Source organism: Duncaniella sp., from assembly GCF_029054785.1.
Lineage (GTDB): Bacteria > Bacteroidota > Bacteroidia > Bacteroidales > Muribaculaceae > Duncaniella.
The window spans coordinates 1-20,989 of sequence record NZ_JAIDEN010000087.1; the positions used below are offsets into that span (position 1 = coordinate 1).

18 protein-coding genes are annotated in these 20,989 nt (G+C 50.6%); 12 read left to right on the top strand and 6 right to left on the bottom strand.

The genetic code is table 11. The annotated features are described in order from the left end of the window. From K2H17_RS05450 to K2H17_RS05460, 3 genes are all read left to right on the top strand, one after another. Positions 1 to 466: DNA-directed RNA polymerase subunit alpha C-terminal domain-containing protein (locus K2H17_RS05450; RefSeq protein WP_300132320.1), on the top strand; the 466-nt coding region annotated here is incomplete at its 5' end. An 8-nt stretch (positions 467 to 474) separates the two neighbouring features. Next, the gene (rplQ, locus tag K2H17_RS05455; protein ID WP_300132322.1) at positions 475 to 972 is read left to right on the top strand and encodes a 50S ribosomal protein L17; all 498 of its coding nucleotides are present in this window, start codon (positions 475 to 477) and stop codon (positions 970 to 972) included. A gap of 192 nt (positions 973 to 1,164) precedes the next feature. After that, positions 1,165 to 1,569 carry a hypothetical protein gene (locus K2H17_RS05460; RefSeq protein WP_300132324.1) on the top strand — a complete coding sequence of 135 codons (405 nt, stop codon included), beginning with the start codon at positions 1,165 to 1,167 and terminating at the stop codon, positions 1,567 to 1,569. A 290-nt stretch (positions 1,570 to 1,859) separates the two neighbouring features. Here the strand turns inward: K2H17_RS05460 and K2H17_RS05465 are convergent, their stop codons facing one another. Further along, positions 1,860 to 3,218, bottom strand: coding sequence for an MFS transporter (locus tag K2H17_RS05465; RefSeq protein ID WP_300132327.1), 1,359 nt, complete (start codon positions 3,216 to 3,218; stop codon positions 1,860 to 1,862). Between the two features lie 870 nt (positions 3,219 to 4,088). Between K2H17_RS05465 and K2H17_RS05470 the strand changes: the two genes are divergently transcribed. Then, positions 4,089 to 6,122 (top strand): transketolase, encoded by a 2,034-nt coding sequence (locus K2H17_RS05470; protein ID WP_300132329.1) that lies wholly within the window; start codon positions 4,089 to 4,091, stop codon positions 6,120 to 6,122. 387 nt (positions 6,123 to 6,509) lie between these two features. Beyond that, complete coding sequence (locus K2H17_RS05475) at positions 6,510 to 7,721, top strand: OmpA family protein (protein ID WP_300132332.1); 1,212 nt, start codon at positions 6,510 to 6,512, stop codon at positions 7,719 to 7,721. A 176-nt stretch (positions 7,722 to 7,897) separates the two neighbouring features. On the opposite strand, the gene msrB is transcribed toward K2H17_RS05475, so the two are convergent. After that, the gene (msrB, locus tag K2H17_RS05480; protein ID WP_300132335.1) at positions 7,898 to 8,863 is read right to left on the bottom strand and encodes a peptide-methionine (R)-S-oxide reductase MsrB; all 966 of its coding nucleotides are present in this window, start codon (positions 8,861 to 8,863) and stop codon (positions 7,898 to 7,900) included. A gap of 64 nt (positions 8,864 to 8,927) precedes the next feature. After that, positions 8,928 to 9,932, bottom strand: a complete 1,005-nt coding sequence (locus K2H17_RS05485; protein ID WP_300132338.1) for an aldo/keto reductase — start codon at positions 9,930 to 9,932, stop codon at positions 8,928 to 8,930. A gap of 221 nt (positions 9,933 to 10,153) precedes the next feature. On the opposite strand from K2H17_RS05485, the gene K2H17_RS05490 reads away from it, so the two are divergent. Together K2H17_RS05490 and K2H17_RS05495 are read left to right on the top strand one after the other, a co-directional pair. Beyond that, positions 10,154 to 10,540 (top strand): BlaI/MecI/CopY family transcriptional regulator, encoded by a 387-nt coding sequence (locus K2H17_RS05490; protein ID WP_300132341.1) that lies wholly within the window; start codon positions 10,154 to 10,156, stop codon positions 10,538 to 10,540. A 63-nt stretch (positions 10,541 to 10,603) separates the two neighbouring features. After that, positions 10,604 to 12,310 carry a M56 family metallopeptidase gene (locus K2H17_RS05495; RefSeq protein ID WP_300132344.1) on the top strand — a complete coding sequence of 569 codons (1,707 nt, stop codon included), beginning with the start codon at positions 10,604 to 10,606 and terminating at the stop codon, positions 12,308 to 12,310. Positions 12,311 to 12,651: 341 nt separating this feature from the next. On the opposite strand, the gene K2H17_RS05500 is transcribed toward K2H17_RS05495, so the two are convergent. Continuing rightward, positions 12,652 to 13,824: an AAA family ATPase gene (locus tag K2H17_RS05500; RefSeq protein ID WP_300132417.1), complete on the bottom strand. Its 1,173-nt coding sequence runs from the start codon at positions 13,822 to 13,824 to the stop codon at positions 12,652 to 12,654. A 168-nt stretch (positions 13,825 to 13,992) separates the two neighbouring features. After that, on the bottom strand, positions 13,993 to 15,033 hold the full coding sequence (locus K2H17_RS05505; protein ID WP_300132346.1) for a glycosyltransferase family 2 protein: 1,041 nt from the start codon (positions 15,031 to 15,033) through the stop codon (positions 13,993 to 13,995). A 146-nt stretch (positions 15,034 to 15,179) separates the two neighbouring features. Between K2H17_RS05505 and K2H17_RS05510 the strand changes: the two genes are divergently transcribed. From K2H17_RS05510 to K2H17_RS05530, 5 genes are all read left to right on the top strand, one after another. Continuing rightward, positions 15,180 to 16,439: a putative DNA modification/repair radical SAM protein gene (locus K2H17_RS05510; RefSeq protein ID WP_300132349.1), complete on the top strand. Its 1,260-nt coding sequence runs from the start codon at positions 15,180 to 15,182 to the stop codon at positions 16,437 to 16,439. After that, positions 16,436 to 17,203, top strand: a complete 768-nt coding sequence (locus tag K2H17_RS05515) for a TIGR03915 family putative DNA repair protein (RefSeq protein WP_300132352.1) — start codon at positions 16,436 to 16,438, stop codon at positions 17,201 to 17,203. Before K2H17_RS05510 ends, K2H17_RS05515 begins: the two co-directional genes overlap by 4 nt. Positions 17,204 to 17,285: 82 nt before the next feature. Continuing rightward, positions 17,286 to 18,134 (top strand): patatin family protein, encoded by an 849-nt coding sequence (locus tag K2H17_RS05520; protein WP_300132355.1) that lies wholly within the window; start codon positions 17,286 to 17,288, stop codon positions 18,132 to 18,134. Positions 18,135 to 18,238: 104 nt separating this feature from the next. Beyond that, the gene (locus K2H17_RS05525; protein WP_300132358.1) at positions 18,239 to 19,357 is read left to right on the top strand and encodes an ATP-binding protein; all 1,119 of its coding nucleotides are present in this window, start codon (positions 18,239 to 18,241) and stop codon (positions 19,355 to 19,357) included. After that, on the top strand, positions 19,344 to 20,219 hold the full coding sequence (locus K2H17_RS05530) for a hypothetical protein (protein ID WP_300132361.1): 876 nt from the start codon (positions 19,344 to 19,346) through the stop codon (positions 20,217 to 20,219). The genes K2H17_RS05525 and K2H17_RS05530 overlap by 14 nt, the downstream gene beginning before the upstream one ends. Here the strand turns inward: K2H17_RS05530 and K2H17_RS05535 are convergent. After that, on the bottom strand, positions 20,193 to 20,942 hold the full coding sequence (locus K2H17_RS05535; RefSeq protein WP_300132363.1) for a CpsB/CapC family capsule biosynthesis tyrosine phosphatase: 750 nt from the start codon (positions 20,940 to 20,942) through the stop codon (positions 20,193 to 20,195). The two genes, K2H17_RS05530 and K2H17_RS05535, sit on opposite strands and share 27 nt — an antisense overlap. Positions 20,943 to 20,989 lie beyond the last annotated feature (47 nt).

Here is a 20,989-nt window from a genome sequence, read left to right on the forward strand (position 1 = left end):
GATTCAGAATGTGAAATACACAGTGGAGAACTTCCGCGTTGATCAAAAGACCGACTACGACAAGCTCACACTTGAAATCACCACCGACGGATCAATTCTGCCAAAAGACGCTCTCAAGGAAGCAGCCAAAATTCTTATCTATCACTTCATGCTCTTCTCCGATGAAAAGATCACTCTTGAAACGGACGAAACTGACGGTGAAGAAGAATTTGATGAAGAAGTGCTCCACATGCGACAGCTCCTCAAGAGCAAGCTCGTGGATATGGACCTCTCTGTCCGCGCTCTCAACTGCCTCAAGAGCGCCGAGGTTGAAACCCTTGGTGAACTCGTGGTCTTCAACAAGACCGACCTCCTGAAATTCCGTAACTTCGGCAAGAAATCACTCACCGAACTCGATGAGCTTCTTGCAAACCTCAATCTCTCCTTCGGAATGGATATTTCCAAATATAAACTTGATAAAGAGTAATTATAACGATGAGACACAATAAAAAATTCAATCACCTCAGTCGCAAGAAGGCTCATCGCGACGCTCTGCTCGCCAACATGACGATTTCCCTGATCATGCACAAACGCATTTTCACAACTCTCGCTAAGGCTAAAGCACTCCGCGTCTATGCTGAGCCCCTCATCAACCGCGCTAAGGAAGACAGCACTCCCAACCGCCGTCTGGTTTTCGCTCATCTCCAGAACAAGGAGGCTGTGACTGAACTCTTCCGCGAAATCGCTCAGAAGATCGCAAACCGCCCCGGTGGTTACACCCGTATCCTCAAGACCGGCAACCGTCTCGGTGACAACGCCAAGACTTGCTTCATCGAGCTTGTTGACTACAACGAAAACATGCTCAAGGACAACGGCGGCAAGAAGCAGACCCGCACTCGCCGTTCACGTCGCGGTGGCAAGAACGCTGCTCCCGCAGCTGAGGCTTCCGCTCAGGCTGAAACTCCTGCTTCTGAAGCTCCCGCAGCTGAATAATTCAAAGCTGACAACGAGATTCATTTATAAAAATTTCACCGTAAGTCCCATCAACGGGACCTGCGGTGAAATTTTTTTATTATATTTACGGCGTTTTCCCTGCGAAATTTGCGGCGAAAAAAATTCCCGTGCGGAATATTGAATTCTGAGAGGGTCTTAAAACAAAAATTAGAATCTGAAAAGCATTTCCCTATGGCTTACTTTACCTCCGGAGAACGAAGAGGGCTGATCGTGCTCGCCTGCTTCCTTGTGGCGCTTGCCGTCATTCTGGCAGGCCGTGACCTCAGGTGGCGCTCAACCGAAGCCTCAGGTGATGCGGAAGCGGCTGAGACAACGGTTAGGGCTGACGATAGCCTCGGTCTGCCGCTTCGTGTGGAATCAGCTGACGATTCATTGAAGAGAGGCGCAGGAACGGCAGCGTCGGAATCTGCCGGAGATTCGTTGGTGTTGGCCCGAAAAACCTCCCCGGATTCCCGCCGAGTAAGTGAGGTCTCAGCCAAAGCACCGCGTAAGTCAAAGCGGAAATCATCGGGTAAAGCCCGTAAAAGCGCACCTCTTCCCGCTCCACGTCAGCCATTGGATCAGCCTTTGAACTGAATGCAGGAGGGCCGCTGTCGGCGGTATTATTTCACTTGAGCTATCAGATTTGTCACTCCCGCAACAAGGGCGCATAGGCTCATGCAGACCGCTTCCAGAGGCGGCTTCTTAAACAACCTGTTAGTTGTGAGGTAGGGTAGGGGGAGTGGAATATTCGGCAACGGTCCAGGCTCATTGACGGCATATTAAAAACGCCCGCTCGGTCGCTGAAGGCCGTGCGGGCGTTTGTTATGAATGAACCCATTGTTGGAGCCTGAGGTCACGAATGTGATTCAGACACCAAGCGGTTGTTATAGATTGCGCGGATCTGCATCTTCGTCAACAGGAATGTCTGTATTGACATTCTTGGAACCGACAAGACCGTAGAAAAGCAGGTAGGCAAGCATGGCGATTACGAGCCAGTATGAAGCCATGTAGCCGACATTGGTTGCGATAGCGTTCTGGATGAGAGGCATGATGCCGCCGCCGACAACCATCATCATGAAGATGCCTGATGCCTGGGCTGTGTATTTGCCGAGACCTTCGACTGCAAGATTGAAGATGCCGCCCCACATAACAGAGGTGCACAGGCCGCAGAGCACGAGCAGGAGAGCTTTGGTCGGAACCAGAGCCATCGAGAAGCCGTCAGCAGCACTGTAAGCAGGCATTGACATGCGGATTGAGCTTGGCATGAAGATTGCGATTGCGATAAGGATGATGGCTGTTGTTGAAACCACGATAAGCTGGGCGCGGCTGGAGACTTTGCCTGAGATCACGCTTGAAACCAGACGGCCTACGAGCATAAGCAGCCAGTAGATCGCCGCGATACCGCCGGCTACGGCTGTCGCGTTTTCGGTGATTCCGGAAACACTGCTGTCGCTAAGATAGAAAATCAGCACACCGGGAATGCCGATCTCGATGCCGACATAGAAGAAGATGCCGATCACACCGAGAGTGGTGTGGCGGAAACTCCAGGGGCTGTATGGCGATTTTTTTGATACGGATTTCTGTGCTCCCTGTTTCAGGTGAGGCTCAGGAATGGAGACGCAGCTGATGATGATGAATGCGGCTACGAAGACACCCATTGCGATGTAGAGCAGGGGAGCGACATCACCCATAGAGGTGGTGTTTGTCACCTGGCCGATCAGCATGCCGACAAACAGCGGGGTCAGAGTGCCGGCCAGAGAGTTGAACGAGCCGCCGATCTGCACGAGCTGATTGCCGCGGTTGCCGCCGCCGCCAAGCTGGTTGAGCATCGGGTTGACTACTGTGTTTAGCATGCAGACGCAGAAACCGCAGATAAACGCACCCAAAAGATAGATGATAAAATTGAGTGTCACAGCCTGTCCGCTCACAGTGAACACGCTTGTCTCGGCACCTACAATGCCTGAGAGCCACTGGAAAACAAGACCGACGAGGCCTACGATCATTGCATAGAGTGAAGTTTTCTTGTATCCGATCTTTGTCAGAAGATTTCCCGCGGGAATGCCCATGAAGAGATAGGCGAGGAAGTTCATCATGTTGCCGAGCATTCCGGACCAGTCATAATTGTTTTTCCAGATCGTGCCCAGAGGCGCGGCGAGATTGGTGACAAACGAAATCATGGCAAAAAGGAAGAACATTGCCACGATGGCCACTATCCGCCCGTTGTTCTTTGCAGTAGTTTCCATTTTTTGATTTTTGGTAGAAGAAGATTTATTTAAAAATATATTTGTTTTAGATCCTTAGAATTTGTTGTTGGAAAGGTGTCGGGTCTGTCACCTGAGTTTCATTACTCAGCAAAGATAAACATTCTTTTTAAATAAAATTGCCAGATTGCGGATAATTATGGATTTTGGGATTGATTTAATCGGATTTTCCATTTAAGCGTATGGACCGGAGAGGCTTATTGTAATTTTGACAGTGTGGTTTCGCCGGCAGAAAACGCTCTTTCTCTACAATATGTCCTTTGAGGCTCGGAATATGCCCAAAGGAAGTTTTTTGGAAAAAATGTCATGGTTTTTTGTTGCCATTTCGATAATATTCCATAATTTTGTGACGCAATTCTTCAGATTATAAAAAAATGGTATTCAGCCGGCCCGTTTGATGAGCGTGCTTTCTGTGCTGGATAGTTTGCGGCTATTGGTCTGCGGATCAGTACCGCCCGCTTACGGATTAACAACATAAAAACATATAAAAACTACCGCTTGTATTATAAGCATTCCATATTCCAGATTCAAATTGACTTGAGCTGTGTCTGTAAAAGACGTGGCTCCTGACCGTATAGATCCGAAATCTGTATGGCGATAAGCCATGTCGGGCTTATTGTTTTCAGTCATAAGCATGGCAGATTCCGGATTGCCCGCATAGATGGTAATCCTCTTTGGGAAAAGCGGGTGCATCTATTTTATTTGTTACTATTGTGTGTCGAATTCCTTGCCGTTTATGGCAGGGAATTCGTTTTTAATTTGTAAATTTGCATCACCTCGTTTGTCATATCAATATCGAGTGTACCAATCAACCTCCGCTGGAAACTATTATCTTATACATATAATAACCCCATGAATCTAACAGCAATTAACCATGCAGCCGACAATATCCGTGTGCTCGCTGCATCAATGGTTGAAAAAGCCAAGTCCGGCCATCCCGGAGGCGCCATGGGTGGCGCTGATTTCGTCAACGTTCTTTACTCCCAGTTCCTTGTGACCGATCCTGATGACGGCAAGTGGCTTGGCCGCGACCGTTTCTTCCTTGATCCCGGCCACATGTCTCCGATGCTGTACAGTGTCCTGGCTCTGTTCGGTCACTACACATTGGCCGAACTTGAACAGTTCCGCCAGTGGGGCTCTCCGACTCCCGGCCATCCTGAACTTCATCCCGAACGCGGTGTGGAGAACACATCCGGACCTCTGGGCCAGGGCCACACAATGGCTGTCGGATGTGCGATCGCAGAGCGTTTCATGACTGCACGTTTCGGCGAATGGATGAGTCACAAGACCTATGCCTTCATCTCCGACGGCGGTATTCAGGAAGAAATCTCCCAGGGCGCAGGCCGTCTTGCAGGCTATCTCGGCCTCCACAACCTCATCATGTTCTATGACAGCAACCGCGTTCAGCTTTCAACAATGGTTGATGCTGTCGACCGTGAGGATGTAGCCGCAAAATACCGTGCATGGCATTGGAATGTGCTTGAAATCAACGGCAACGATCCTCAGGAAATCGCACAGGCCATCATCGCCGCACAGGGTGAGAAAGAACGCCCCACGCTGATCATCGGCAACACCGTGATGGGCCGTGGCGTTGTCAAGGCCGACGGCTCCAATTTCGAAGGCCAGTGCTCGACCCACGGTCAGCCTCTGAGCGCTTCAGGTGCCGACTATGCAGCAACAATGAAGAACCTCGGCGCTGATCCCGAAAACCCCTGGGTTATCTTCGATGACGTCAAGGCTCTCTACGACGAACGCCGCAAAGAGCTTCGCGAAATCGTCAAAGCCAAACGCGCGGAGCAGGCTGCATGGGAAGCTGCAAATCCCGAACTTGCCAAAGAACTCCACACATTCCTTGACAACAAACTTCCGGAAATCGACTGGAAGGCTATTCCCCACAAGCCGGGAATCGCATCACGTCAGGCATCGGCCGATGTCCTCGGAGTGCTCGCCGAAAAGGTCAACAACATGATCGTATCCTCGGCTGACCTTGCCAACTCTGACAAGACCGACGCCTTCCTCAAGAAGACCCGTCCTTTCACCAACGGCGATTTCTCAGGAGCCTTCCTCCATGCCGGTGTGTCGGAACTTACAATGGCCGCTGTCATGAACGGTATCGCCCTTCACGGCGGAGTCATCGGCGCCTGCGGAACATTCTTTGTATTCAGCGACTACATGAAACCGGCAGTCCGCATGGCCGCCCTCATGGAACTTCCCGTGAAATACATCTGGACACACGATGCATTCCGTGTCGGCGAAGACGGTCCCACCCACGAACCCGTAGAGCAGGAAGCCCAGCTCCGTCTCATGGAAGAACTCCGCAACTTCAACGGTGAGCCCTCGATGCTCGTTCTCCGTCCCGGTGACGCAGCAGAAACCTCTGTGGCATGGGCTATGGCGATGGAAAACTTCAAGACCCCCTCGGCACTCATCCTTTCCCGTCAGAACATCCCCGATCTGCCCGCTGCATCAGGCGACCGTTTCGCAGAAGCCAACGCAGGCTGCCGCCGCGGCGGTTACGTGGTTGTCGAGGCTGAAAACCCCGATGTCATCCTCGTTGCCAACGGTTCTGAAGTATCGCTCCTCTGCGAAGTCGCAGAACGTCTCGCAGAGCAGGGCAAGAAGGCCCGCGTGGTATCCGTGCCCTCGATCGGTCTCTTCTTCCTTCAGGATGCCGACTACCGCAAGGCCGTCATCACTCCCGGTGTTCCCGCTTTCGGTCTCACAGCCGGTCTGCCCTCAACATTGCGTGAGGTTGTCGGTGCCGACGGCATGGTCTTCGGTCTTGACCACTTCGGCGCATCCGCACCCTATAAAGTCCTTGACGAGAAATTCGGCTTCACAGTCGACCATGTCAAAGGCCTCGTAGAAAAATTCATCGGCGCCTGAAACAAGGTCCCGATAATCGGTCAGGCTGTCTGAACGCAGATCTGTGACCGGTATTCAACAATAAGAAACATCGCTTCTGCTGCTCGGTTTCGTCATTGACATCGGCTTGGAAGCGATGTTTTTTGGTATTTTGAACCATGATTTCCACGTAAAGACCATGAAAACTCTTCTTTTTTGGTCAAAAAGGAAGAAAATTAGCGTTTGTTAAAGAAAAATTAGCTAAAATTTAGATAGAATGAAAAAAAAGTTATACCTTTGACGATAATTTCCATAGATAGGTATGGATTCTTCATCTATGCCGCAGTCTTAGGAATGGCTATACACCTTAATAAATAGACACAGTCTTAAAACAAACATTTTTCAACTATTCCAATAATTTAAATTATTATGAAAAAAAGTGCTATCCTTAGCTTGGTAGCTGCTCTTTTCATCGGTCATAGCGCAATGGCCCAGAGCAACCAAGAAATTAGCTATGTTGAAGATCCCGCTCAGGGCTATCTTTTCAATAGCTTCTCAAACAACTGGTTCGTGTCAGTTGAAGGTGGTATGAACTATTACTTCCGCAACCACAATTCAGAACGTGACTTCCTTGACCGTTTCTCACCCAACGCCGGTATCTGGGTAGGTAAATGGTTCTCACCCATCGTAGGTCTCCGTGCAGGCGGTAACTTCACTCAGGTCAAAGGCCTCAGCAAAGACGGTGGTGTTGGTTACTACGGAACTTTCGATGAATTCGGCAAGTACAAACGTAACGAATTCGGCATCAACCTCGACGCTATGTTGAACCTCACCAACTGGTGGTGCGGCTATCGTCCGGGTCGCGTTTACAACGCAATCGTTTACGGTGGTGCAGGCTTCAACTGGCAGTATGTTCCCGACTTCAAAGCTAACGGCGAACGTGACGGCTGGAAGAACGGCGGCAACAAGAACCTCACTGCCCACGTGGGTCTTATCAACAACTTCGCTCTCAACAAGCACCTCAGCCTCTACCTCGACGTTCGTGCAGCTCTTCTGACTGACGACCTCCGTCAGGCCGGTTCAGCTGAAGCATTCCAGCAGAAGCAGTACATGGACCTCCAGGCTTACCTCGGTCTTACTTACAACTTCAACAAGACTACCTGGTCTGCTCCTATCGTTCCTGTATGTCCCGAACCCACCAACTGCGACGCTGTTGAAGCTCGTCTCCAGGCTGCTAACGCCCGCATCTCTGACCTCGAACGTCAGCTCCGCGACTGCCTCAACCGTCCTGTTGAAAAGGTTGAAGCCAAGGAAGGCCCCCTCTGCACCATCTACTACACTATCGGCAAGTCTAACATCTCTCGTGTTGACAACAAGGTGCTCGGCGCTGTTGCTGAAATCATGAAGCAGAACCCTGACCAGAAGTACACTGTAACAGGCTGGGCTGACAACTACACCGGTACCGACCAGGTTAACGACCGTCTCCGTAACGCTCGTGCCAAGGGTGTTGAACGCGTTCTTCTCCGCAACGGTGTTAACGCTTCTCAGCTCAACGTAACCGTTAACAACGGCAACCTCAACGACATGGGCGAGAAGTTCGTATCTCTCGACCGCGCCGTAACAATCGAGGCTGACAAATAATTGACGCCAATCTCGATTCTCTTTACATAGAAAGATCTAACGAAGTTTTCTATATGAGACAGACCGCCTGCTCCAAACCGGAGCAGGCGGTCTTGATTTTATGTGATAGCTTTTCGTTTTTAACTCTTGTTTTTAAACAACCTCTTAAACGCTTTCCGGGATTCTTTTTTTCAGACCTACTTGACCAGATCCATATAGCCGGAATAGCCGTTGGCAGCCATCTCTTCGAGAGGGATGAAACGGAGTGAGGCACTGTTGATGCAGTAGCGGAGTCCGCCGCTTTCCTGCGGGCCGTCGGGGAAGACGTGGCCCAGGTGCGAATTGCTCCTGATGCTTCTGACCTCGATGCGGTCCATGCCGTGTGACAGATCCCTCGTTTCTGAGATCAGGTCCTTGCTGATCGGGCGCGAGAAACTCGGCCATCCGCATCCGGAGTCAAACTTGTCGGTCGAGACAAAGAGCGGCTCGCCGTTTATGACATCGACATAGATCCCCTTGCGGTGTTCGTCGTGATATTCGTTGAGAAACGGCGGTTCAGTTGCGTTCTGACGAGTGACGGCATACTGCATCTGAGTCAGCCGGCTCCGCAGTTCCTCATCCGTGGGGACCGGAAATTTTTCAGCAGTCTTCATCCTTGCCTTCCGGGCTATTTCAAACAGCCGCGGATCAATGTGGCAGTAGCCCTCAGGGTTCTTTACGAGATAGTCCTGATGATAGTCTTCGGCCTGATAGAAATTCCGGAGCTGAATCACCTCGACGGCAATCGGAGCCTGGTGCTTCGCGCCCTCTTTGCCGACCTCTTCCAGTGCTATGCGCTGTTGGTCCGGTGTGGTGTAATAGATCCCGGTCCTGTATTGAGTGCCTGTGTCATTTCCCTGGCGGTTGACGGAAGTCGGATCTATCGTCATGAAATAGAGGCTGATCAGAAAGCGGAGATCGACTTTGTCAGTATCGTAGGTCACACGGACCCCTTCGGCGGCTCCTGTGCGCCCGGTGCATACGTCCTGATAGGTCGGGTGGGGGATGCGGCTGTTGGCATAGCCCACCTCTGTATCGGTCACCCCGTCGATTTGTCTGAAAAAGTGCTCGGTGCCCCAGAAACAGCCTCCGGCAAAGTAAATTGTGGCTTCGTGGTTTGTCATATTGTTGTATGTCTGATTGATGAAACTTGTCTGAACGTTCTCTTGTTCAACATCCGCGGGGATGTCAAAGTTGTGTGGCGGAGTCGATCAGTCGGAGTTCCTCCTCGCTGAAAGCCGGAGAACGCAGGGCGTTGAGATTTTTCTGCAACTGGGCGGTCGAGCTTGCGCCGACAATGACGCTTGTCACTTTCCGGTCTCTCAGAATCCAGGCAAGCGCCATCTCAGCCAGTGACTGTCCGCGTCGGGTTGCGATTTCATCAAGACTTCTGATCCTGCCGATCATATCCTCGGTCAGAGCCTCCTTTTTCAGATGGCCTCCGTTGGCGATGCGCGAATCTTCAGGGATGCCGTGGAGATACCTGTCGGTCAGCAGCCCCTGGGCGAGAGGGGAGAACGCGATATATCCGGCGCCGTTTTCGTCCGCACAGCCGATGATTCCGCCGTTTTCGTCAGAGCGCTCAAGCATATTGTATTTCCCCTGATAGATCAGACAGCGCACGTCGCGGGCGGCGAGATAGTCATAGGCGGTCCGGGCAGCCTCATAGGGCCAGCGCGAGATCCCGACATAGAGAGCCTTGCCCCGGCGCACAATGTCGACCAGGGCCTGAAGAGTCTCTTCCAGCGGAGTCTCAGGATCGTAACGATGGCTGTAAAAAAGATCGACATAGTCGAGATTCATCCGCCGCAGGCTCTGGTCAAGACTCGCCGTCAGATATTTCCTGGAACCCCAGTTGCCGTAAGGGCCGGGCCACATGTCATAGCCGGCCTTTGTCGATATGAAAAGCTCGTCGCGGTAAGGGGCGAATGACTTTTTCATGATCAGGCCGAAGGTCTCTTCCGCCGAGCCGTATGAAGGGCCGTAGTTGTTGGCAAGGTCAAAGTGGGTGATGCCGTGGTCAAAGGCATAGTGGGTCATGGCGATTGAGTTGGCCAGCGGGTTGACATCCCCGAAGTTGTGCCACATGCCGAGCGATATTTCAGGCAGCAGTATGCCGCTGCGTCCGCAACGTCGGTATTTCATTCCGCTGTCATATCTGTCGGCAGCGGGGGAGTAGGGTGCATGGATCATGGTCTGGTTGATTTCTTGATTGCAAAGATATAAAAAGCTCTGCTGAAAATTGAGTTGGTAAAGGGGCCGCAAGAGAACTACCGGGTATCTTGCCTGAAATTAAAGAAAATTAACGCGATGAACTGATTGTTTAGTTTTGGAACTTAAAAAATAGTTTATATCTTTGCCATGTCAACTAACGTATTAGTTAGAAACACCCCCCTAACAATATTCTCTTGATTATGAAACCAGGAAGAAAACCTCAGATTCTGACGGAAAAAGAAACTGTCATCATGCGCATGCTCTGGGAGCGCGGGCCTATGTTTGTCCGCGAGATGCTTGAAATCTATCCCGAACCAAAGCCACATTTCAACACGATCTCGACCATTGTGCGTATTCTCGAAGAGAAAGGCCATGTCAGCCATGAAGTCTTCGGTGGCTCACACCGCTATTATGCAGTGGCCCGCCAGGAAGATTTCCGCAAAAAATCTCTTGCACGCCTGGTCAGCGACTATTTCAACAATTCCTACAAGAATGCCGTTTCCGCACTTGTCGAAGAAGAGAAGATCTCGGTTGAAGAGCTTCGTGAGATCATTGACCTGGTCGAGCGCAAGAACAGCGACAGGTAAGATCCGGATCAGAAATCCTATAAAAAAACGCAATTGTTTCGTTAACCAACCTCCCCTCCTTTTATGGGCGCAATTTTTTCCTATTCGCTTTATAGCTCCATTCTCCTCTCCCTGTTGTATCTGTCCTACAAATGGGTGCTTGCCGGAGAAAATCAGCACACCTACAATCGCGCGGCTCTCTGGCTCATCTATGCCGCATCGTTGTTGGCCTTGCCTGTCATCGGTTTTCTCGGCTCGCTCTCGGCTCAGGCCCCTGTTGCGATGCCGGAGATCGAAGTGGGAGAGATCGGCATCAGCTATATGGCCGATGAAGTGGCGGCTGCCCGACCGCCTTTGTGGCTGACGGTCTTGCTCTGGATCTATCTTGTGGGGATTGCAGCTGTCACGGCTTACACTCTGTGGATCGGCTTCCGGCTCTGGCGCATAATCGCTGCGGGTACATTTGTCAGCGAAGGCCGTTTTAAGGTTGTGCTTACCGATGAAGCCGGGATAGCCCCGTTCAGCTGGTGCCGCTATGTGGTCATGAGCCGTCGCGACTGGGAGGAAGGCGGACAGATGATTCTGACACATGAACTGAAGCATCTCGGCCTGCACCACTGGATTGACTTGCTTGTGGCTCAGCTTGTCGGCATTTTCCAATGGTACAATCCTGCCGCATGGCTGATGCGTGAGGAACTTAAAACCGTCCATGAATATCAGGCCGACAAGGCTGTGCTCGATTCCGGCATTCCTGCCCGTGACTATCAGATGTTGTTAATAAAAAAGGCTGTCGGCGCGAGATTCCCGTCACTTGCCAACAGCCTGAATCATAGTAAACTTAAAAAACGTATCACCATGATGTACAATCAAAATTCGTCGGCCTCCCGCCGTCTGCGCGGTCTGGCCCTGGTTCCTGCGCTCGTCGCAGCCATCGCAGTCACTGATGTCGAAGCCGTTGCTTCGGTAATTGAAGATCTCTCGTCCGCCGAAATGGTCATACCATTGGCCGAAGAAACTCTTCTGACAACTCAGAAGTCTTCCGATGAAACTGTTGCAGTCCTGAAGGAAAGCGATGCGGCTCTTTACGGCGGACAAGCCCGTGAGACTGTTGCGGAGGCAATCGGACGCAAAGATAGTGAAAACGCCGGAATTTCGCAAAATGAAACCCTTCCGGCTCCTCAGGAGACTCCCGCCGCCATCACCGATGAGCCGCAGACGTCAGCTGACAATCAGTCAGACAAATCGATTTTCTTTGAGTGTGAACAGAAGCCTGAATTTCCCGGCGGCGAAGCTGCTCTGTTGAAATATCTCTCTGAAAACATCCGCTATCCCAAGAATGCTCATGACAATAAGATTGAGGGGCGTGTGGTGATCAGTTTCGTCATTCAGAAAGACGGAACCATCGGGGAGACTAAAATCCAGCGCAGCGTAGATCCCGAACTTGACGCGGAGGCTGAACGTGTGGTCCGCTCACTCCCTGTCTTTACTCCCGGTAAGATGAACGGCAAAGCTGTCGCAGTCTGGTACTCCTTGCCCATTACTTTCAAGCTGAAAGGAATGGATACAGGGAGGGAAGATGATGGACTCAGCAGCCGTGCAGCCGCTGTGCTTGTCAACGGTCGCCCGGTGGTTATGGTTGCCGGAGAGAATGTAGCTGTCGACGTATATGTTGACGGTAAGATTTTCGAAGGCCGTATGGATGAGATTGATCCGAACACAATTCAGGAAATCAGAGTCGAGAAAGGCAAGGGAGAGAAAAAAGACGCCATCTACGTCACCCTGAAAAAGTAGCCCGGCAACACTGCCGCTAAATCGCAGTTAAGAGGTTGTTTAAAAACAAGAGTTAAAATCTGAGTGGTGTATCTTTTAGATAAATTGTTGTAAATGAGAAAGGAGCATAGCGAGCTATGCGACTGACGAATTTCAACAATTTAGCAAAAGAGACACCAAGGCTAAGGTAACTTTAAAAATTCTCAGATATGAAATTATTAAAAGGGAAAAAGATAATACCGTCGCTCAGATTTTAACTATTGTTTTTAAACAACCTCTAAGTAATATAAATATACATAAAGAGGCGGTCCCCGGCTGGTTGAAGTTCGGGACCGCCTTGATTTTTAACGAATTGGTTTCGGTTAATAGTTAAGTCCGAAATGCCAGAGCGGGATGAATTCATTGTGGCCATATTCAATATCATCACGCACTATGATGCCGTTGCTGACACCATCAAGCTGCTTTTTCCCTTTCTTTGCACCTCCGACTTCAAAAGTATATTTCCCGATACGGAAATCAGAGACTTTAGAGGAGACAACATCGTTGTTGACTCTCATCTGGTTAAAGAAAAACGTTTCGCGGATATTTCCGATATTCGGACTTGTCTCGGCAATCGCATACATCAGATTCGGGTTGTCGACATAGGTTTTCTCAACTTTCCCAAGACCGCGCAGTCCTCCGGTTTCATCGCGCAACTGTCCGATCATTCCTGCCATTTCCAGATAAAGCATATAGTCAGGAACATCGTTTTTGCTGACTTTCAGTTCGGTGCTGAGGTTCATGACACTTGGCTTGAAAGGCGAGAGTTCCGATACTATGGCCAACATTCGTTTCAGTTTGCGGGCGGTAGAGATATTCATTCCCGCATATTGGGGAATGTCTACCTCGATGGTCTGCGCGACTATCTGTTGCAGCCTGATATCATAGCCCTCCAGATTGCAGAACGGGTAATAGCCTTTGGAAAGATAGTCTCTGAACAGCGGCAAAGGGTGGATGCCGTCAGGAAATTGAACTTTGTGGTCAATGATTTCTTCAAGAGAGTAGACCGGAAATCTGATTCCTTGAAACAATTCAAGGTATTCGCGGAACGAAAGTCCCTGCATTTCAAATATCAGTGCTCTGCGGCTGAGGTCGGCACTCCCTTTCCGGATATCAAGAATCGAACTGCCTGTAAAAATGACCTGGAGGTCGCTGTGCACATCATAAATCTGTTTCAATTCCCTTGACCATCCGTCATATTTGTGTATTTCATCAATAATCAGGTGTTTGCCTCCTTCTTTAACGAAGTCATCGGCAAGATCGCTGATGGTATTGTTGGCGAAATATGTATGATCGGCGGAGACATAAAGCCATCCTTTGCGGTCATCATGGCTCAGGAGGTATTGTTTGACCATTGTGGATTTACCCACACCTCTTGGGCCGATGATTCCGATCATGCGGTCATTCCATAGAATGCGGTCGTACATATAGCGTTGGAACTGCAACGGTGTGCGTTTCAGCTCCTCTTCCATATATGCTATAAGTTTTAAATCAATCATTGCAGTATTGTGTTTCTGCAAAGATAATCATTTTCCCCTCAAAAGGGAAAGATTTTGCGAAATTTGTCCCCTTTGAGGGGAAAGATTTGCGTGATTTTGTCCCCTTTGAGGGGAAATTGCGCGATTTAGCCTCAAAAATGAGCATGAAAGCAGTGCTTCGCCGCATTAGCCGCGTAGGCGTCGGCTGAGGTCTGACAGCAGTTTGATCACTTGCGGGAATCTGACATGGGTCCATATCTTGAAGCGCAGTTTCAGTGGCCGGGCCTTATAGTGGGGGTTCGAGCGGTAGTCGGGCAGATGGCGTGAGATAGTCTTGCGGATATAGTTGTGGCGCAGCATCGGCACACGGTCAAAACGGTAGATGCAGCCGAATATGCTGTGGGTGAAATACTGGTTGATGAAGATGAAATCCAGCTCATCCTTGTTGCGCTCATAAAGGCCGAGCCGTTTGAGATTTTCCATCAGCATCACGGCTGAGGAAAGGCGGTCAAAGAACCGGTAATTGTTGGTCGAACGTGTGACCGAGGCATTGTCGAAGCGATAGAGATAGAGCGCCTCGTTGATTTTCACCGGATTTTGAGCTGAAAGCTGAATGGCGAGCGCCACGGCATTGTCCTCATAGAAGACTTTCTCAGGGAAAAACAGATTGTTGGCAGTGATAAGTTCTTTGCGATACATTGCCGACCACACAGGAGTGGACCGCTGCATCACTCTGCGTCTCAGCTCTTCTCCGCGAAGTCCGGCAGCGTCGTCGGCGAGCTGGCATATGCGCTCGCCGAGGTTTGTGGGCGATGATGTAAAACGGGCATAGTCGAAAATGACCATGTCGGCATTTTCTTTCTTTGCTGTTTTCAGGCAAGTTTCCACCGCATCTTCTCGCAGAGCGTCGTCAGCGTCCACAAACATCACATATTCTCCGCGGGCCTCGCGCAGCGCCCGGTTGCGCCCGCCCCCCTGCTTGATGTTGACCGGAGAGTCGATGACGCGCATGTGGCCGAGTATGCCGGTCCGGGCAAAATCTTTGTCGGCCAATTCTTTGAGCAGCGCAAGGCTCCCGTCGGTCGAAGCGTCATTGAAACAGATAAGTTCAAAATCGATTTCTGTCTGCCTGAGAACCGAGCCGACAGAATCATTGAGAAACTTTTCGGCATTGTAGACAGGCATAATGATGCTGACGGAGGGATGTTTGGTGGAAGACGTAGACATTGTTGGCAGAATGATGAAACAAAATAATGCTTTGGAACAAAAATAGTCTATTTTTGTAAAACAATCAGATTGTGTGATGCGGCTAAACTATTTTTAACATTACTGTGCATCGCTACGGCTCATCGCGATATTAATTTTGCAATGTTATGACTGAAGCGACTCTCGAAAAACTAAAAATCTTGGCTGCGGCTGCAAAATATGACGTGTCATGCTCGTCAAGCGGCACTGTGCGGCGCAACGACGGCAAGGGGGTGGGCAATACGGTTGGCGGAGTGGGCATCTGCCACAGTTTTGCCGCTGACGGACGTTGCATCGCTCTGCTGAAAGTGATGCTTACAAACTACTGCATGTATGACTGCGCCTATTGTATCAACCGCCGCAGCAACGACATCCCCCGCGCCACTCTCTCGGTCTCCGAAGTTGTCGACATTACGATGGAGTTCTACCGGCGCAACTACATCGAGGGGCTCTTTCTCAGTTCGGGAGTGGTCCGCAATCCTGACTACACGATGGAACGCATAGCCCGCATCGCCAAGGACCTGCGGGAGATCCACCGCTTCAACGGCTACATTCATCTCAAAAGCATCCCCGGCGCATCGCGTGAGCTGGTCAACGAGGCCGGGCGCTATGCCGACCGCATGAGTGTCAACATCGAGATTCCGCGCGAACAGTCGCTGAAATATCTTGCGCCTGAAAAGGACCATAAGAGCGTCTACGAACCGATGGGGTTCATCCGGCAGGGGGTGCTTCAGTGTCAGGAGGACAAGAAGCGGATGCGCCATGTCCCGCGCTTCGTCCCGGCAGGACAGAGCACTCAGATGATTGTCGGCGCCTCGCCTGACACCGACCGTGACATACTGCTGACATCATCGGCGCTCTACGGGATGCCGACCATGCGCCGCGTCTATTATTCCGGCTATGTCTCGGTCAACGCCTATGACACGCGTCTGCCCGCACTGAAACAGCCGCCGCTCGTGCGCGAGAACCGTCTCTATCAGGCCGACTGGCTCATGAGGTTCTATCAGTTCAAGGCCGAGGAGATCGCCGACGAGAGCAACCCCAATCTCGACCTTGAGGTGGATCCGAAACTCGGTTGGGCCTTGCGCCATCCGGAGGCGTTTCCGGTCGATGTCAACCGTGCGCCTTACGAGATGATCCTGCGGGTGCCGGGCATCGGTGTCAAGTCAGCCGCTCTGATCGTTAACGCTCGCCGCTACCGCCATCTCAACTCCTCCCATCTCTCGAAAATCGGGGTTGCCATGAAGAGGGCGAAATATTTCATTACCTGTGGCGAACTCGTAGCCCCTTCGATTGCCGACACCTCGCCGGAATATGTCCGCCGGCAGCTGACAGCGCGAAAAGGCCGTCTCGACAATCCGCTGCAACTTTCATTGGATTTCTCATGATCGTCTATCGTTTCGACGGCAGCTTCGACGGACTCCTGACAGCCGTCTTCGACTCCTTTGCCCGCAAGGAGAGTCCCGGTCTGCTCTTGGCTCCCGGAGGGAACCTGCCGCTGTTCTATGATCTGGTCCACGACGTGACTGCCGATGAGGAGAAGAGTCTCAGGGTCTGGCGCAAGCTCTGCAAGGTGGTCTCTCATGGTGCCCGATCGGCGCTGACCACTGCTTTTCTGACCGACAGCCCTGACTTTCCGCTCCATGCTCTCCGTTTTGTCAGCCGCGCAGTGACCTCTGAGGTGCGGATCGAGAACGACTTTTCAGATCCGTCGGTGTTGGCCGTACTCAAGGAATGCCGGCGCGTCCGCGGCGAGGCCCACCGTCTGTTGCAGTTCGTCAGATTTCAGAAAGCCTCTGACGGGACCTATTTTTCGATGATCGAGCCGATTTTCGATGTGCTCCCCTTTGCCGTCAGTCATTTTGCCGACCGCTTTTCAGACCAGCCGTTCATCATCTATGACCGCCTGCGCGGCTATGGCTATCACTCCGACTCAAGCGGTCTGCACCGACTGACGATTGATCCTGACAGCTACCACATGCAGACCGGCCTTCTCTCGGATGACCTGATGGACCCTCAGGAGCGGCTTTTTCAGGACCTCTGGCGCATCTACGTCAAGTCGACCGCCATCATGGAGCGCCTCAACCCGCGCAAACAGCGTCAGGACATGCCCGTAAGATATTGGAAATATCTCACCGAAATGCAGAAATAATCCGTAACTTTACACAGCAAAAAAATACGTAAGGATGTTACTTTGCAGAAACAGACTACGCTTAATTTTTTAAGAGTTACTTATGAAGAAAGGACTTGTTCTTGAAGGTGGTGCGATGCGCGGACTGTTTACAGCCGGAGTCATCGACGTGATGATGGAAGAGGGGATTGATTTTGACGGACTGATCGGAGTCTCCGCCGGTTCGAACTTCGGCTGCAACTACAAGTCGAGGCAGCCAGGGCGCGTGTTGCGCTACAATCTCCGCTTCGGTCGCGATCCGCGCTACATGGGGCTGCGATCACTGCTGACTACTGGCAATCTTGTCGGTGCTGAATTCGCCTACCATACACTTCCCCTTGAACTTGATCTGTTCGACATCCCGACATTCGAGAGCAATCCGATGGAGTTCTGTCTTGTCGCCACCGACGTGGCCACCGGATCTCCGGTCTACTATCGCATGGACCGTGTCAACTATGATTCGCTCGAATGGCTCAGGGCTTCGGCCTCGATGCCGGTAGTCACCCGTCCGGTCAGGGTCGACAGCGGTCAGCGTCTGCTCGACGGAGGAATCAGCGACTCGATCCCGCTGAAATATTTTCAGTCCATCGGCTATGGCCGCAATGTCGTGGTGCTCACCCAGCCGCGTGACTATCGCAAGACACCCTCCCCGGCATGGCTTTGGAAACTATTGCTTCCACGTTGTCCGAAAATAGCCCAGGCGATGGCCCGGCGTCACGAAATGTATAATTCACAGCTTGACTATGTAGCCGCCCAGGTCGCCGCAGGCAACACCTTTGTCATCGCCCCCGCCGAACCGCTCCCAATAGGGCGTGTCGAGATGAATCCCCGCAAGATGGAGCAGGTCTACGCCACAGGCCGCCGCACCTGCCTCTCACTTCTCCCCGCCCTCCGACAATTTCTTGCGGACTGAAAAATCATTGATCATCGAGTATGAAATAACCGTAAAAAAATTACGGGAAAATGGATTTATTCACTAACTTTGTGCAATTAAACACATTCTGAACAACCTCTTATATGCTCACCAAATTCGAAGTATCTAATTTTAAATGTTTCGACGGCGCCTTGAAATTCGACCTTTCGGCAACCAACGGCTACACATTTAATCCGGATTGTATAAAGAACGGAAATATAAATTGTGCGATGGTCTACGGTTACAATGGTTCCGGTAAATCTAATCTTGGCTGGGCGATTTTCGACATCATTGAGCATCTGACTGACCGTATCCGTCTTGAACATCCTTACAGACACTACACCAATGCCGCCAACTCATCTCCGGAAGCCCGCTTTGCCTATGAATTTCAGATCAATGGCAAGACTGTAAGATATGAGTACTCCAAGACCGATTACAGGACTTTGGTTGATGAATCATTATGGATTGACGGTGAACTGTTGGTCTGTTTTGACCGCCGTAACGGCAATGAAAATTTCAAATCTCTTCTGAAAGGGACTGAATCTCTCAACACCACTCTGAAAGATCCGCAGATTTCGGTGTTGAAATATATCAGGAACAATTCCTCGCTGGAGGAGAATGACATCAACCGGACTCTGCTTGACTTTTTCTCGTTTGTTGACCGGATGTTGTTTTTCAGATCGCTTGAGGACAGGACCTATATCGGGCTTGACAAACATCAGGGATCTCTTTCGAGCTATATAATCAAAAGTGACAAAGTCAAGGATTTTGAGGATTTTCTGAGAGAAGCCAATGTCGATTGCAGGCTTGCTGTTGTCAATGTGATGGACGAGCAGGATCTGGCATTTGATTTTGGGGATAAAAAAATACTCTTCCGTGACATTATGTCGACAGGAACAAGCGCGCTGATGCTTTTTTATTGCTGGTATCAGCATATAATAGCTTCTGAGGTTTCATTTGTTTTTATTGACGAATTCGACGCTTTCTATCACCACGAACTTTCACGCCTCGTGGTTAAGAAACTTAAGGAATCCGGAGTGCAGTTTGTTCTGACAACCCATAACATCTCCATCATGAGCAATGATCTGATGCGTCCGGATTGCTATTTCCTTATCTATAAGACCAGGTTGCTGCCGCTGTCAAAATGCACTGACCGGGAACTGCGTGAGGCTCATAACATTGAGAAAATCTATAAATCAGGAGCTTTCAATGTCGGACGATAAGGCGCGCCATCTCTTCATTTTCGAAGGTGCTAAGGCTGAGGATAAGATCTTCAAGAAGCTTGAACAGAACTTTTTGGGCCGGAAACATGCCATAAAGTGTGTCTATGATGCGGAAGTCTATCAGCTCTACAAGCAATTGAGTACCGATGATTTTGCCCTTGATATAGTGAACCTTCTCAAAGAACGCAGTCCGCGCATTGCCGAGGAATTGAAAGACTATGACCGTGACAGTTTTGCTTTCATCTATCTGTTTTTCGATTACGACGGGCATTCTTCTCTTGCCGATGACGGGAAGATTATTGAGCTTCTGGATTTTTTTGACAACGATACTGCCAACGGACAGATGTTTATCAGCTATCCGATGGTAGAGGCCTTGCGCCATTATCGTGATATGGAAAGCTTCAGGGATCTTACTGTCAAATGCAAACGCGCAAACTGCCCTTGGCTTCAGGAGTGTGAGACCGTAGAAAGTTGTCTTGCAGAACCTCACTATAAGAATTTCGTATCGACCGACAACCGCAAATCATTGTCGAATATTAATTCCTATACCTTCGAAGTCTGGAAAGAACTGATCATCGCACATCTATGCAAGGCTAACTATCTGGTCAACGGTCGTTTCGATATGCCGGAAGAACTTATAAGCCAGCAGACTATTTTTGACCGTCAGCTGAGCGGATATATAAGCCGCCGCTGTCCGGAAGTCGCAGTCCTGAGCGCCTTCCCCTTGTTTATATTGGACTATTTCGGAGTTGAAAAGCTCATGGCCCGACTTTTTGGCGAAGAGTCGGATGAGTTGTCGGAAGATCCGGCCTCGCAGCCTGATGGCGGCAGCGGTTCAGACGAATACTCTGTCGTTGAATAGTCGGCCCTGGAGGGCTGCGAAATGGCGGGTCGCGTCTTTGGAACTGAGATATGCCTCGATTGTGTCCGCGTGGCGGTGATTGTGCAGGTCGGTGCCGAGAAAATCCACATAGCCCTTTTCAATCAGCTTCTCAGCCGTCTTTTTCTCCTTTTTGGTATAAGCACCGGCAAGTGAAAGCACATTTATCTGAAACAAATTTCCTGCGCGGTGAAGTTCGTCGTAGCGGTTGGGATGTTCCTCGAAATAGTAGAAAAAGCGTTCGGGGTGAGCGAGAATAGGACGGTAGCCTTTCAGCTTCAGGTCAAACAGGAACTGATCGAGCTGCCACGGCTCCTGAATGAACGAATTTTCAACCAGAATGTAGTTGTTGGGATAGGGCGTGATGTTTCCTGCCGTCAGCTGACAGCGGAAGTAGTCGTCGATACGGTTTTCTGACGCGCGGCTCAGCGGCATATCTATGTTGCGTTTCTCAAGCTCGGCTTTCAGGCTTTCGAGAGCGGCGTCAAGATCTTCAGGAGTGTTTTCAAAAGTACCCTCAGTGATATGCGGGGTCGCGATGATGCGGCTGATGCCCCACGAACGCATCCGCTCCACAAGTTCGGCTGAAGTCTGGGCATCGGGAGAGCCGTCGTCCACTCCGGGAAGGATATGGCAATGGATGTCTGTTGCAAACGGGAGCTTTACTGGCTCACTCGATTTTGAAAGAAAACTGAAAAGGCCCATAGGACAATATTTATGCTCGGTAACTACACTCTTTAATCATGCAAAGA